General features: G+C 56.1%; 13 protein-coding genes, 1 tRNA gene and 1 pseudogene. 9 read left to right on the top strand and 6 right to left on the bottom strand.

Going from position 1 to position 14726, the window contains the following annotated elements; translation table 11 throughout:
• Positions 1-14: 14 nt before the first annotated feature.
• Positions 15-1097: a formylglycine-generating enzyme family protein gene (locus AB870_RS06345; RefSeq protein WP_157112444.1), complete on the bottom strand. Its 1083-nt coding sequence runs from the start codon at positions 1095-1097 to the stop codon at positions 15-17.
• 195 nt (positions 1098-1292) lie between these two features.
• On the opposite strand from AB870_RS06345, the gene AB870_RS26300 reads away from it, so the two are divergent.
• The 4 genes from AB870_RS26300 to AB870_RS26295 all read left to right on the top strand — a co-directional run bounded on the left by AB870_RS26300 (position 1293) and on the right by AB870_RS26295 (position 4257).
• Entirely contained in the window at positions 1293-1586 is a 294-nt protein-coding gene (locus AB870_RS26300) for a hypothetical protein (protein ID WP_157112257.1), read from the top strand.
• A 365-nt stretch (positions 1587-1951) separates the two neighbouring features.
• The gene (locus tag AB870_RS06335; RefSeq protein ID WP_084663373.1) at positions 1952-2599 is read left to right on the top strand and encodes a substrate-binding domain-containing protein; all 648 of its coding nucleotides are present in this window, start codon (positions 1952-1954) and stop codon (positions 2597-2599) included.
• Positions 2596-3825: a glycosyltransferase gene (locus AB870_RS06330; protein ID WP_047907361.1), complete on the top strand. Its 1230-nt coding sequence runs from the start codon at positions 2596-2598 to the stop codon at positions 3823-3825. Before AB870_RS06335 ends, AB870_RS06330 begins: the two co-directional genes overlap by 4 nt.
• A 276-nt stretch (positions 3826-4101) precedes the next feature.
• Positions 4102-4257, top strand: a complete 156-nt coding sequence (locus tag AB870_RS26295) for a hypothetical protein (protein ID WP_157112256.1) — start codon at positions 4102-4104, stop codon at positions 4255-4257.
• Between the two features lie 441 nt (positions 4258-4698).
• Here the strand turns inward: AB870_RS26295 and AB870_RS06325 are convergent.
• The 3 genes and pseudogenes from AB870_RS06325 to AB870_RS06315 form a co-directional block, all read right to left on the bottom strand.
• A tRNA-Ser gene (locus tag AB870_RS06325) sits at positions 4699-4789 on the bottom strand.
• A 101-nt stretch (positions 4790-4890) separates the two neighbouring features.
• Positions 4891-6210 (bottom strand): serine--tRNA ligase, encoded by a 1320-nt coding sequence (serS, locus tag AB870_RS06320; RefSeq protein WP_047907360.1) that lies wholly within the window; start codon positions 6208-6210, stop codon positions 4891-4893.
• 130 nt (positions 6211-6340) lie between these two features.
• Positions 6341-7477, bottom strand: a pseudogene (locus AB870_RS06315) (replication-associated recombination protein A); the annotation flags it as partial.
• A gap of 196 nt (positions 7478-7673) precedes the next feature.
• Here AB870_RS06315 and AB870_RS06310 point away from each other — a divergent pair.
• Positions 7674-8954, top strand: a complete 1281-nt coding sequence (locus tag AB870_RS06310; protein ID WP_047907359.1) for a tyrosine-type recombinase/integrase — start codon at positions 7674-7676, stop codon at positions 8952-8954.
• A gap of 43 nt (positions 8955-8997) precedes the next feature.
• Here AB870_RS06310 and AB870_RS06305 read toward each other — a convergent pair whose 3' ends face one another.
• Positions 8998-9996, bottom strand: a complete 999-nt coding sequence (locus AB870_RS06305; RefSeq protein ID WP_047907358.1) for a hypothetical protein — start codon at positions 9994-9996, stop codon at positions 8998-9000.
• Positions 9993-10358, bottom strand: coding sequence for a hypothetical protein (locus AB870_RS06300; protein ID WP_071386847.1), 366 nt, complete (start codon positions 10356-10358; stop codon positions 9993-9995). The genes AB870_RS06305 and AB870_RS06300 overlap by 4 nt, the downstream gene beginning before the upstream one ends.
• Positions 10359-10648: 290 nt before the next feature.
• Between AB870_RS06300 and AB870_RS06295 the strand changes: the two genes are divergently transcribed.
• From AB870_RS06295 to istB, 4 genes are all read left to right on the top strand, one after another.
• Positions 10649-11122, top strand: coding sequence for a hypothetical protein (locus AB870_RS06295; protein WP_047907356.1), 474 nt, complete (start codon positions 10649-10651; stop codon positions 11120-11122).
• An 80-nt stretch (positions 11123-11202) separates the two neighbouring features.
• Positions 11203-12291, top strand: a complete 1089-nt coding sequence (locus AB870_RS06290) for a type IIL restriction-modification enzyme MmeI (RefSeq protein WP_053059596.1) — start codon at positions 11203-11205, stop codon at positions 12289-12291.
• Positions 12292-12388: 97 nt separating this feature from the next.
• Entirely contained in the window at positions 12389-13888 is a 1500-nt protein-coding gene (gene istA / locus AB870_RS06285) for an IS21 family transposase (RefSeq protein WP_418303997.1), read from the top strand.
• Entirely contained in the window at positions 13881-14678 is a 798-nt protein-coding gene (gene istB, locus AB870_RS06280) for an IS21-like element helper ATPase IstB (RefSeq protein WP_047907355.1), read from the top strand. The genes istA and istB overlap by 8 nt, the downstream gene beginning before the upstream one ends.
• The last annotated feature ends 48 nt before the right edge of the window (positions 14679-14726 follow it).

Genomic DNA, 14726 nt, shown 5'->3' with positions numbered 1-14726 from the left:
GCTCGTGGGCGGTGCTAGTTGACCGGGCCGCTGCTGCGGTTCGCCACGGACATGCCGCGGCGCACGATAGCCCACTGCGCGTCGTCCATGACGAGGCGAAAACCCAGATGCGACATGCTGTTATAGGGGTCGGTGCCTCGCCGGGCGCTTGGGCGATAGCTCAGGCAGTAGTCGACGTTGCAGAGAAACGAGCCACCGCGCGTGACGCGCTTGGGGGCGTCCACCGGGACGCCGGGCTCACTGGGATCCCACGACGCGGCCGGTCCCGCGGGGTCGACGATGGCCTGCTTCTGCCCCGCCTCGCGCCGGAATTGGTCGGCGCGATACCAATCGGCGACCCACTGCCATGCGTTGCCCGTCATATCGGAGAGCCCGTAGCCGTTCGGGGGAAACGTGCCCACCGGACTCGTGTCCACGGCGCCGCCGGCCTTCGGGCTGACGACGGGGAACGGCCGGTTCTGCTGTCCCTGCCAAACGTTGGCCATCTGCTTGCCATCGGGGGCGAACTGGTCGCCCCATGCGTAGGTGGCTTGTTCTAGTCCGCCACGCGCGGCAAATTCCCACTCTGCCTCGGTCGGCAAGCGTTTGCCGACCCACTTGGCATAGGCTTGCGCGTCCTCGTAGGAGACCTGCACGACCGGGTGATTGTCTTTGCCCGCGATAGAGGTATGCGGGCCGCCCGGATGTTTCCAGTCGGCACCGGGCACGTAGCGCCACCAGCGCGAGTAGTCCTGTAGCGGCACCGGGGCCGACGTGCCGACGAACACCATGCCACCGGCCACCAACGCACTGTCGGGTGGGCGCGGCGTTCCGGGCGGGAGTTGTACGCGCAGCGTTTCCCAGTCGGGTTTGCGTTCCGCCGTGGTGACGTATCCGGTCGCCTCGACAAATTTGCGGAACTCGGCGTTCGTGACGTGGTGCGTGTCCATCCAGAAGCCATGCACGCGCACCTGGTGCGCCGGACGCTCGTTGGCTTGTGCGAGCCGGCTGTCGCTGCCCATCAGGAATTGACCGCCGGGGATATGCACCATTCCTAGCGGCCCGCGCACGCCATCTCCACGCTCCACGACGGGCGTAGAGGGCGCCGCCGCGCGCATCTTCCAAACCGAGACAATCGCGCCGGAAACACCGATTGTCAGAATCAGAACAGCCAACGTGAGACGGCGCCTGGTAAGAGCGCTATGAAAGGTCCGGGTCGACTTGATACGACTCGGCCGGGGCGTGCCGGTGCAGGACTTCATACAATACCTCTTGGGTGAGTTGACGAGCAGCGTCACCGCTTCGATAAATGCATGATGTTTTCGCAACCATGGCGGCGCAATCGGTATGAAGGGCAATCGCATTGCCCCGAAGGGCAATTCGCTTATGAATGTCTCCCTATCGCGACTCCGGCTACTGTCGCATCAACCTTCGCCATGGATCGACGGTCCGATTTAAAGGCCGTCCGGACTATCCCGTGTCAGCGAATCTTTGCCGACCTTGTAGAAGGCGCCATTCGTTACGCAGAATTCGATTTCTTTTTTTACGATCAACGAATGGCAAATCTGCGCGACACCATGTTCATTGAAGCGCCCAATCGTAATTAAAATTACCTATAAGAATTTTCTTCCAACCGAATGGGCCATCCTCCCTTCGGGGAAGGAATGTGGGTAGCAAGGCGGCGAATCAGTCCACAGATTCTTTGCGGAGACTATGTCGCGGCATACGTTCGAATCTCCGTAAGCGCTCGGGTCGAAATGCCATGCGCCTCCGAACTCCCTTTCACGAGGCCCATTCAAAAAGGGCCGAAGCTGCACGCAAGACCGAATCCCCCGACGAAAGCCAATGCACCAGTACTGAACAGCCACGGCCACGACTTGTCCTTGAAGACGAGGCTGTGCGCAAATGACGTCAAACCCATAAGCAGGAAGCATGCGAATATGGCTCGCATGTAGACCACGCTGACGCCGCTATGGATATCCTCCGACATCCCCCCGTCTCCAGTAGCGTTGGGCTTCAGAGGCCGGGGGTTAATGTAACTGCTTTTCCGCCAGATTCCGGGTTGTTGCAAGGCCTCGAACAGGCGAAGATGGACGCCGCAGTCGTGTTGTTGCCCGAAGGCGTCCCCCTGCCTGACGGTGTGGCGTCGACACGCATGGGGCACAAGCCAACGGTAGTCGTCGCACCTAAGGCATTCGGACCGCCCGACAAGCCGACATCGCTCGCCGAGCTCGCCGCCCATCCGTGGGCGCTGAATCAGGACGACTGCGGCATGCGCTCTGCCCTGAGCCGTGCGATGTCGATGGCGGGCCTACCGTTCAATGTCGCCGTGGAAGCGTTTGATTCGGCGCTGCAGCTCTCGCTCGTCGCACGCGGTCTCGGTGTCGGGCTCGCTTCGCCGGAGGTGCTCGCGCGAAGCCCCCACGCCAAGTCGCTGCAAATTCTCGACGTACCGGAGTTTCGCAGCGGTCTGAACGTGTGGCTCGTGCACGGCGCGTTACCGAGCCGGCTCGCTCGCCCGGTAGCATTGGTGCGCGACACCCTGATCGAAAAGCTCGCACAGGACGGCGCATCGCTGCCGCGCGCGCCGTCTCCACGCAAGAAACGCAGGACATCATGAAATTCGTCATCGCGACCTACGGAACAGAGGGCGACACTCGCCCATTGGCAGCGCTCGCTCGCGCGCTCATCGATGCCGGACACGACGCGACATTGCTTGCCGATGGCTCCACGCTTGGCGCTGCCCGTGCGCTCGGCGTGCCGTCAGCGGCGTTGGCGGGCGACATCAGGGGCATCATGAATCCTGCACAGGGTATCGGCAGCGCGGTGTCCGGCCGGCGCCGGTTCTCGAGCATGGCCGGCGCGCTCGCGCACATCGCCAACACGCACGCGCAGGCGTGGCTTCGCGACATCGTCGAGGCGGGCAGGGACGGCGACGCCGTGATCGTGTCCGGGCTGGCGGCATTCGTCGGTTTGTCGGCCGCCGAGGCACTCGGCGTCAAAGCCATCGGTACGGGACTCATTCCGATTACGCCGACGGCAGATTTTGCGTCTCCCTTTCTGCCGCAAGGCATCCCGCGTGTCCTGCATGCGGCCAGTCAGCGTTTCGTGAACCAGATGCTGTGGCACGCATTTCGCAATGCGACCAACGCGGCGCGCGCGTCCGTCTGCGGCCTGCCTCCCAGACGAACGTTATGGACGCAGCATCCGATGCTGTATGGCATTTCCCCGACGTTGGTCGGCCAGCCGGAGGACTGGCCGCATAACGCCTACGTGTGCGGACAATGGACGACGCCAGATGCGCAATGGTCGGCGCCGCCGGCGCTTGTCAATTTTCTGGCGTCTGGCGAAGCGCCGATGTATATCGGCTTCGGCAGCATGGCGGGCTTCGATGCGCGGGCGCTGCTTGACGAGGTCGTTACGGCCGTCGCGGGACGTCGCGCGTTGTTCTTCCCAGGATGGAGCGATGCCGATACGGGCATCTTGCCCACGAACTTCCACGTCATCGGCGATACGCCGCATGACTGGCTATTCCCGCAGACATCGCTCGCGATCCATCATGGCGGGTCGGGCACGTCGCATTCGGCGACGCGCGCCGGGGTGCCGTCGGTAGTCGTGCCCTTCGCGGGCGATCAGGCGTTCTGGGCGGACAGATTGCAGCGCATCGGCGTGGCAGGACCTGCGCTCTCGCGGCGTAAATTGCTTGCATCGGCGCTGGCAGAGCGAATCGCGTTCGCCGAACGTGCCGCAACGAAATCGCGCGCGCGCGAACTGGGAGAGCAAATGCGCGCCGAGACCGGGCTGGCCAACGCCGTCGCGCGGATCGAGGCGATCATGCAGGGCTGAGCGAGATCAGCGGGCACCAAGCAGAAACGCAAGTGCGCGACGATGATGGCGACCCACATAATGATCGGCGCGACGACGCTGCGCGACAGCGGCGACACGACGGCGGGTGCGATGGAGAGCGGCCGGTCATAACTTCAGGTCTTTACCTGAGGCCGGCCGCCGCCGTGAGGACAATACTTCACTCAGTGGCTGACGCATTGCCGCGACAGGGTCTCGGTGCCGAAATCCACGGCAGCGAGATTGATCGAAACAAATATCAAATTGAGAGGAATCACCATGTCCTTTTGGATCACGAGAGGAAGCGAGTTCATTCAGGACTTCATCGACTTTGTGAAGATGAACCCGCTCGGGCAAGGCAGGGACTTCGGTCTCGCGATGATTGATGTCGCGCAACCGATCGCGGAAATGGGCGCCCAGTGCTTCGGGGTCTGAAGGGCATAGCCGGTTGAGCCGAAGTGCGGGGCGGTTCCAGATCGCGACACTGGCGTTGCCCCGCGTCGACGCGTGGTTCGGTCGTAGCCATCGATTGGTGAGTCAAGCCCCGAGAAGCGCTTGAGCACTATGTTCCGCGCGGCAAGCACTCGGGCCGGGGTGGCTGGCTTCGCGCTTCACGACCTAAAAGGAAAAAAGAGACAACCGACATACGGCTCGCCAGCGTGCCAATCAAGCGCATTCCAGGCGCTCTACGGCCAAGATGGCCTACGGCGAAGATCTATGTGAAGTTGCACAGGCGCAGCGTTGTCCATCCGAATCGCGCCATGCAAAACGCGTCGTGACTCGAAAAATATTGGATGAATGTCTAATATTTGCTGAGCCTGGCCAAAAAAAATGCCCGCTAGTATTAGCGGGCACTTCTTTGCAAAGCATCATGCTTGGCGGAGAGGGTGGGATTCGAACCCACGATACGGTATAACCGTATACCGGATTTCGAGTCCGGCGCATTCGACCACTCTGCCACCTCTCCAAGCGTTCTTGCTGCTTTGGTTCGCTGCCTGAGTGGCCTCAAGCAGCGAGGAAGAGATTATAGCCGAATTTCTTTTTTCGGCAACTCTTTTTTCGAAGTTTTTACTTCGCCCCTTCCGTCACCGGTTCGAGACGTTCGATGCCGCCCATGTAAGGACGCAGCACCTCGGGCACCGTCACCGAACCGTCGGCGTTCTGATAGTTCTCCAGCACGGCCACCAGGGCGCGTCCCACAGCCAGCCCCGAACCGTTGAGCGTGTGCACCAGCTCCGGCTTGCCCTGCGCATTGCGAAAACGTGCCTGCATCCGGCGCGCCTGGAAGCTCTCCATGTTCGAGCACGACGAAATCTCGCGGTACGTGTTCTGCGCCGGAATCCAGACTTCCATGTCGTAGGTCTTTGCGCTGCCGAATCCCATGTCGCCCGTACACAGCACCAGCGTGCGGAACGGCAAACCCAGCTTTTTCAGAATCGTCTCGGCATGGCCGACGAGCGTTTCGAGCGCTTCGTACGATGCCTCGGGCCGCACCACATGCACCAACTCGACCTTGTCGAACTGATGCTGGCGAATCATGCCGCGCGTGTCCTTGCCATAGCTGCCCGCCTCCGAACGGAAACACGGCGTGTGTGCCACCATCTTCATCGGCAACGCATCGTTCGGCAGCAACTCGTCACGCACCAGATTCGTCAACGACACTTCCGCAGTCGGAATCAGATAGAAGTTCTCGACGCGCTCCCCTTCGTCGCCACCGCCGACCTTGCGCGGCACCTTGAACAGATCGTCCTCGAACTTCGGCAGTTGCCCCGTGCCACGCATCGACGCGGCGTTCACGATGTACGGCACATACGTTTCCGTATACCCGTGCTCGCTCGTGTGCGTGTCGAGCATGAACTGCGCCAACGCACGATGCAAACGCGCAATACCGCCGCGCATCACCGAAAAACGCGCACCGGCCAGCTTCGCAGCAGCATCGAAATCCAGCCCCAGCGCAGCGCCCAGATCGACGTGATCGCGCGGCGTGAAATCGAATTCGCGTGGCGTTCCCCAACGACGCACTTCCACGTTCTGCGTCTCGTCCGAGCCGATGGGTACGCTCTCATGCGGCAGGTTCGGCACGCCCAGCAACAAATCCGACAAACGCGTCTGAATCTCCTCCAGACGTACCGACGACGCCTTGAGCGTATCGGCAATCCCGCCAACTTTGGCAATCTCGGCCGAGGCGTCCTCGCCCTTGCCCTTCTTCATGCCCACTTGCTTCGACAACGCATTGCGACGCGCCTGAAGCTCCTCGGTTTGCGTCTGAATCTGCTTGCGCTCCACCTCGAGCGCGGCAAACGCCGCCACGTCCAGCGAATAGCCGCGCGTCTTGAGTCGCGCTGCAACGCCGTCGAGATCCTTGCGAAGAAGTTGAATGTCGAGCATGGTGGGAAATCTTTGGTGAGCGACCCACGTCCGTGGGCCATGATTGCGTGTTGGCCGCCGCCGACGCAGCTTCACGTCGCGCAAAACGGTAATGGCGGGATTTTACCAAACGCGCAGCGCCGTGACGAAATCACGCAGACTCGTCGTCCCCGGTCTCGGCAGGCGGTGCCGTCGTGGCGGATGACGACGATGGCGACGATGATGACTTGCCTTGCACGCCCGCCGCCTTCGCCGGTGTCTCGGCACTCTTGCGCCCCCTGGCGTTCGTGCGACGCCATTCGGCATCGAGCGACTTCAACCAGTTGAGCTTCTCGCCGATCTTGCCCTCCAGACCGCGCGGCACCGGGCGGTACCAGTTCTGTGCCCGCAGATCGTCCGGGAAATACGTCTCGCCGGCGGCGTAGGCATCGGGTTCGTCGTGCGCGTAACGATACTCATGGCCGTAGCCGAGTTCTTTCATCAGCTTCGTTGGCGCATTACGCAGATGAATCGGCACCGCCCGCGTCTTGTCCTTGCCGACGAACGCCCGCGCCTGGTTGTACGCGTTGTACCCCGCGTTCGACTTCGGCGCCGACGCGAGGTAAAGAATCGCCTGCGCCAACGCGAGTTCACCCTCCGGCGTGCCCAGACGCTCGTACGTCTCCGCGGCATCGAGCGCGATGCGCGCCGCACGGGGGTCGGCCAGACCGATGTCCTCCCATGCCATGCGCACGATCCGTCGCGACAGATAACGCGGATCGGCGCCGCCGTCCAGCATGCGGCAGAACCAATACAGCGCGCCATCCGGCGAACTGCCGCGCACCGACTTGTGCAGCGCGCTGATCTGATCGTAGAACGCATCGCCGCCCTTGTCGAAGCGACGCAGATTCTCCGCGAGCACACTGGCGAGCAGCGCCTCGTCGATGATCGCCAGATCCTGCGCCATCGCAGCCTGCGCCACGATCTCGACGTTGTTCAACAGCTTGCGGCCGTCGCCGTCGGCCGAGTCGATCAGCCCCTGGCGCGCTTCGTCGGTAAAACCGATACCGCCCAATTCATGCGCCGCACGCGCGACCATCTCGCCGAGTTCGTCGTCATTCAGGCTCTTGAGCACGTAGACCGCCGCGCGCGAGAGCAATGCACCGTTGACCTCGAACGACGGGTTTTCCGTCGTTGCGCCGACGAAGATGAAAAGGCCCGATTCGACGTGCGGCAGGAAGGCGTCCTGCTGCGCCTTGTTGAAGACAAGTACGATGCAATGCACCTGTTGAAAATCAATAGCTTGGCGTGCACGCCTACGGATTTTTCGCACAAACAACCCGTTTTCATGCACAATTTTTTGCACCACGGATTTTGATTGTGCAAAGGAACGGCCTCTTCGCTTGTGCCGGTCCCCACGGACCTCACTGAACAAGGACCGCCTTGGGCTGCACACTCCCCCAAAGTTAGGTGCTTGGGACTCACAAAAATAGGAAGGAGTCACTGTGTCGGTCTACCCAATCAAGTACAAGGTTTTGAACAAAGAAACTGGCCGCAAGGTCAGCGTCACCAGGTGGCGTGTTCAGATTCGCAAGAACGGCGAGAATATTAGCAAGCTCTTTGATGATGAAAGTACCGCCAAGTCATGGGAAGAACAAGAGCTTCACCGTATCAACACTGGTGTCCCTCAGAATCTCATTTTTGACATGAAGTATCAACTTGAGATGCCCGACATGCGGACACTTCTCAAGGACTACTTCCAGCAATACATGAGCAAGCAGGCAGCGTCTTCACTGAAGACCAACCAGAACCGTTGCCTGAGTGCCATTCCTTCCATTCCTATCTACTTCAAGGATATGGGTCCCAAGATTGACAACTATCGTTATAAAAACACGATTGTTGATGCCATGATGGGCAGGACCTTCAACAAAGACCATATTGAGTTTGGCAACTTCAAGATTGATACTGTTGATTTCTGGCTCTTGATTGCCTACATGGATTCACGAAGGAAATCAGGCATTAAAGACAATACCATTCTTCGTGAAATTTCCACTATCAGTTCAGCCTTTGAAAAAGTCTACAAGCTCTATCCTGAACAATTCCCCAACAGCATCATGAACCCAGTCAAGATGCTGCCTAAAGGTGAGAAGCCTAAAGCTTATCTTGGCAGGAAACGGGTTCTGTCAGATGATGAAGCCGTTCAGATTGCAGAGTGGATGAAGCTTAAAGCCAATCAAGAACCCTACTTTCTGTTCGTTACTTGCTTGGAATCAGGGGCACGGAAAAGTGAAGTTCTTGGCGCCCAATGGGAAAATGTCAATCTTCAGCTTTGGTCTATCCACATTCCTAAAACAAAGAATGGTAAGCCGAGGGATATTATGATCCCTGAAGATGATGACTTCCGTGCATGGCTCAAAGAGAACAGGCTTGCTAAAGGACCTATCTTCAAGCTGACTGCATGGAACTTTCGTCAATACTGGGTTGATGCTTTGAAGGCACTGGGTCTTTATGATGATCCAGACACAAGGCTTCACTTCCACGACACTCGCCGCACAGTACTGACCAAGCTGATTCGTCAGAAGCGATCCAACAACTTCCAGATTGCCAAAGAGATGGGAGTCTCACCACAGACTGTTGAGCAAACCATTCAGAACATGCCTGACAGGCTTGCAGAGGTGTTTGCAAAGCTTCGTTCTGGTCAAGCACTCAACGAACAAGAGATCATGCTGCTTGCCGGTCATAGCTCTTCTGCCACGACCAATATCTACTATGGCGATAGGAACTAGCCAACATAAATCCAAAATATAAGCCCCATCAATGGGGCTTTTTTTACACCTTCTTCTTCGCAGTATTTGCGTTGCTACCAAAGTGCTTGGCTCTCGCATCCTTGATATTGACCACAATGCCTTCCTTCCTGTAATGATTGTGGAAGTGGTCAACATAGGCACCGTCATCAATAGAATCACTCAGCATTAGGTTTAGTGATCCTTTGATTTGAGGTCTGTAGAAGTTATCTGCAAGACACTCCAAAAGCATGGCCTTGTTGTTCTTCAGTGCCACTTCCAAGCACCCAGCCACAATCTGATTTACATCCTTAAGAACGGCACCATTGCTGTCTTTTAGAGGTATGTCGTCATAGGCTCTATACACGTTGATGACCTGAAACGGATCGTTTTTCACCTGCTCTTGAATGTGCCTTCTTAGCACAGGAAACGACTGCTGATCAGGATATTTGATAGCCATCATGTGAAGGGAGAAAGAGTCAGCAAATCCTTCTTCAATGTTCTCTCTAATGCGCTGTTCAAACGGATGGATGGAGCTATCCACCTCTTTTCTTCTGAGATGCTTTCTAATTGCCAGATGGCCTATTTCATGAAATAACTCACGCTCCACAACCTTCTGCACAGTGCCAAGCTCAAGAGCAAGAATTTGTATTTCAGCAGGAAGCTTCTCTTTCAGCGCCAGGTAGGCACTTGAAAAGTAGATGGTGGAGGTTTCAGGATCAGCACAGGCATTGTGTTGGTACTGCTCCAGCCCTCTGCCAAGAAGAGAATTTATGACTTTACCTATCTTCTCCTTGAGGCTCACATTGGTGAAGACCACATCAACTTGTGGTGCCAGAGGTGGCACCAGGTAGTTATATTGAAGGAACTGGATAGCTTGGCTTGTGTGAACGTAAAGCCTATCTTGCAAAGACGTGCTTTGGAAGGACTTGATTCCTTCGCCAAGCTCAACAGCATCTGTCTCTTGCTCAGACTGTACTTTTTCGACAAATGGCAAATCAACATCCAATGTCTTCCCCACAGTGACGAAGTTGAATACCGTCATCTGAAATGTGCTCCCGAAATGAATTTCCCATCTTTATATATGGTGACATAAAGTGTTTTTTCCTCTGCTGATTTCATAATGAACTCACTGAAGTGGGCTCCAGCAATATAATAGTCACCTATATCGATGAAAACCTGCTCTTCATCTAGCCTGATTTTTTGAAACACACTCAATGCCTCATCCAATCTATCATCAATGGGTGAAGGATCAGGAAGTTCCAAATGAATGATTCCAGCATTATCATTTCCCTTTTGCCTGAATAATGTTGTTTCACATCGAATGATCGGCTTGTAGGGAAGGCCGTTCTCCATAATAATGTTGAAGGTAGTTTTATTTTCACCTCTAGCTTGAATTACACTCATATTTTTCTCCTGTTACCAAACATCCATAACAGAAGAGAAAATTAAGTCAAGAACCACCAGCAAGCATTCTGGTGTTGCTCATCACCAGATAGATGTGGTTCTTTCGCCACGCCAAGAGGAAGCCATCTATCTTGAAGATTTTTTTGTTCAAGAAGCGATAAATCTAGTTGACGCCTCTTGTTCTTGAACTTACAGTACAACCATCAACAAGCAAGAAGAACTGTAGAAGCTTGTTGAGAACCCTCAAGCAACTACAGTTCACTCTTACCTCATCTACTGGAGAAATCTACATGGCCGAAACCAAGAAGCTGACGATCGCTGAAATCCTTGCCAAGCGCAAAGAGTTTGAAGACATGGTGGCTGCTCAGTTGGAATCTGAACGCCCTGCCGCTCTGGCAGCTATGTTGGAGCAAATCAGCCTCTTCAACTTCACTGCTGAAGAGCTTGGTTTCCATGCTGCTCCTGCCAAGGTTTCCACTGCTGGCAAAGGTGGTGCTGGTGCTACCCGCAACATGAGCAAGCCGCTGAAGTCCACCAAGACCGACGAAACCAGCGTGTGGCTGGCTCACCCGCCCAAGTTCTTGGAGGCTGAAGGTGCCTTCACCACCTACAAGAGCGGCAAGCCTGTTGATGCATGGCTGGTGACTCCTTCTGACAAGAAGGCCAAGACCAACTTCCTGAAGAAGCTGGCAAGCCGTGAAGGCAAGGTTCCCACCAAGGAACAACTTGGTGAAATCACCGAAGCTGAGTTCAAAGCAGCTTAAACTTACCGAACCTCAGAGAAAGCACCCTACGGGGTGCTTTTTGCCGTTGACCACAGAATTACCAGTAGGCCAGCTTTCCCATGAATATTGCTCAAGTAGAAGAAAAAGTTAAGGCCCTTGTGGGGGACATCAATCAGGCCGAATTCTTATATGGATTGTTGGAGTGCTATGGTAAGCCTAAAGCCTCCATCACTCGCTTGAGAATGGTTGGCAAAGGGAGCTATAACCTTTCCAAGAATGCCGATGAAGTTCTTTGGAAAAAGCAGGTCTACTTCAAGAAAACGGGTAGTGATCAGCTTTTGTCCATTATTGACGAAATGAAGAATGCGGATGTGGTTGAAAAGCACCTACCTCGCTTCGTCATCGCAATCAATAGTACTCACCTTCTGGCGATTGATACCAAGACAGAAGATACACTAGATATTCCGTTAGCTGAACTGAGCAAGAAGTTTGACTTCTTCCTTCCGTGGGCAGGTCTAGAGAAAACTCAAGTTCAAGGCGAAAACCCCGCCGATGTCAAAGCCGCCGAAAAAATGGCGAAGCTGTTTGACTTGCTTCGGGATAACAATCCAGCCAACACCACGCGGGAAATTCATTGGCAGAACGTATTCCTGTCCAGGATTTTGTTCTGCTATTTTGCTGAAGACACTGGCATCTTCAAGACCAAGCTGTTCACCAACCATATAGCATCACACACCGCTGAAGACGGTAGCGACTTGGCCGACTACTTGAGTCGTGCCTTTGATGTCATGAACCAGGAAGGCCGTGAGGGTGTTCCTGACTATCTTGCAGACTTCCCCTATGTGAACGGTGGCTTGTTCGCTGACAAGCTGCCTGTTCCGAAATTCAATCGGAAGTCACGTGCCATGCTCATTGAGTGTGGTTCAGATTTGGACTGGTCTGAAATCAACCCTGACATCTTCGGGTCCATGATTCAGGCAGTGGTCGACCCCAGCCAACGGGGCAACATGGGCATGCACTACACGTCTGTGCCCAATATCATGAAGGTGATTGAACCCCTCTTCCTCAACGAACTGAAGGAAGAATTTGAGAAACACTCTGACAGCAAGACGAAGCTGGAGCAACTGCTTCTCAGGTTGGAACACCTGAAGATTTTTGACCCTGCTTGCGGATCAGGCAACTTCCTGTTGATGTGCACCAAGAACTGACCCTTTGAGGGGTGTAGTTTTCATCGAAAATTGACCCACGTGATTCAATGTCCTGCTCAACCTTTGAGCAGGAGATACCAAGGTGATCACGGTGGGCATGCTAGCCAAGATCAGGCGGATGTATATCCGCGAGAAGGTACCGCTGCGAGAGATCGCGCGACGCACGGGCCTGTCCCGAAACACGATACGCAGCTGGCTGCGCCAGCCCGATGCGGTCGAGCCACATTACCCCAAGCGAAACGGCCTCAGCGTCGTCGACGAGTGGGCCGAACAACTGAGTGGCTGGTTATGTACCGACAGCCATCGGCCGAAGCGCGATCGGCGTACGGCTCGCTTCATGTTTGAGGCGATACGTTCACAGGGTTATGCCGGCAGCTACGCGCGAGTGAGCGCGTTTGTGCGGCACTGGCACGAGGCGCAATCTCAGGCGCCACGCACCAAAGCTTATGTGCCGTTGGCATTCGATCCCGGAGAGGCCTTCCAGTTTGACTGGAGCTGTGAGTATGCCTTCGTGGGAGGCTTGCGCCGACGGCTTGAAGTCGCTCACGTCAAACTCAACGCCAGCCGCGCTTTCTGGTTAGTCGCCTATCCCACGCAGAGCCACGAGATGCTATTCGACGCACATGCTCGAGCTTTTGCGGCATTTGGTGGCGTGCCTCGCCGAGGCATCTACGACAACATGAAGACGGCGGTCGACAAGGTCGGCCGAGGCAAAGAGCGAGCGATCAACGCTCGTTTTGAGGCAATGTGTGGCCACTACCTCTTCGAGCCAGAGTTCTGCAATCGTGCCGCCGGTTGGGAAAAAGGGATCGTTGAGAAGAATGTGCAAGATCGACGGCGACAGATTTGGCATGAAGCTGCCGAGCGTCGATGGGAAACTTTGGCGACGCTCAACGAGTGGGTGGCTGACCAATGCCTATGCGCGTGGCAAGGCAAACACCCGCAGTGGCCCGAGATCACCATCGCTGACGCGTTGCAAGATGAACGAACGAAGTTGATGCCCAACCCCAAGCCATTTGATGGATATGTTGAGCAGACGCTACGCGTCTCCTCAACGAGCCTGATCCACTTCCAACGCAATCGCTACAGTGTGCCGTCGAGTCTGACCAATCAGGTCGTTAGCGTGCGCAGCTACCCGACATATCTGAGCATCGTTTCCGAAGGGCAAGAAGTTGCCCGACATGAGCGTAGCTTTGAACGATATCTCACCTTTTACGATTGGCGCCACTACATCGACCTGGTGGAGCGCAAGCCCGGTGCACTGCGCAACGGAGCACCATTTGCGACGATGCCGGTGCCGCTGCAGCGCTTACAGCACTACTTGCTCAAACAGCCTGGTGGTGACCGGGTTATGACTCAAGTGCTGGCGGCAGTGCGTGACCATGGCTTAGACGCCGTGCTGACTGCCGTAAAAATTACCCTGGAATCCGGCCGGCCGAGTGCGGAGCATGTCATCAATGTGCTGAGTCGACTCAAAACGCCAGTTGGGCCGTTATTGCCCACCCCGACCAAACTGCATCTGACCGAAGAGCCCTTAGCGGATGTCGATCGCTATGAGCGCCTGCGGCCCAATGCTCCGGAGAATCGCCATGTCTAACGACATCACCGCCCAGCTTAAAGGTTTGAAGTTGCATGGCATGGCAAGCAGTTGGCCAGAGTTGCTCGCGCAATCCAGGCACACGGAGTTTGATCCTGAGCGTTTCATGAAGCAACTACTGATGGCCGAGACGGCAGAGCGCCAGGTCCGATCTATTGCTTATCAGATGACTGCAGCTCGTTTCCCTGCGCATCGAGATCTCACGGGATTCGATTTTGGCCAAGCGCACGTAGATGAAGTGTTGGTGCGCGAACTGCACGATCTGACGTTTCTCTCGAGTGCACACAACGTCGTCTTTATCGGCGGGCCAGGTACGGGCAAGACGCACTTGGCCACCGCCATAGGGATCCAAGCGGTGCAGCGCCAGGGCAAGCGAGTTAGGTACTTCTCGACAGTGGAACTGACGAACGCGCTGGAGCAGGAGAAGGCTATCGGTAAGCAAGGCCAAATAGCACACAAGTTGATGTACGTGGATATGGTGATCCTCGACGAGCTGGGCTATCTGCCATTCAGTCAGACGGGCGGCGCGCTGCTATTTCACCTGCTCTCGAAACTGTACGAGCACACCAGCGTGGCAATAACAACGAACCTGAGCTTTGGCGAATGGGCCAGCGTATTCGGGGATGCGAAGATGACAACTGCGCTGCTCGACCGGGTGACGCATCACTGCCACATCGTAGAAACGGGCAATGAGTCCTGGCGTTTCAAGACCAGTTCGGCAAAGTCTCGGGTATCGCGGAAAACGGCCCTCAAGGGCACGGAAACCGACGACTTATCCACACAGAAGTAGATGTACTACGCTGTTTGGGGTGGGTCAAATTTCGATGAAAACCCCGGG

Source organism: Pandoraea faecigallinarum, from assembly GCF_001029105.3.
Lineage (GTDB): Bacteria > Pseudomonadota > Gammaproteobacteria > Burkholderiales > Burkholderiaceae > Pandoraea > Pandoraea faecigallinarum.
Note: the sequence above shows the minus strand (reverse complement) of the source record. Positions and strands in the feature narration are given on the sequence as shown.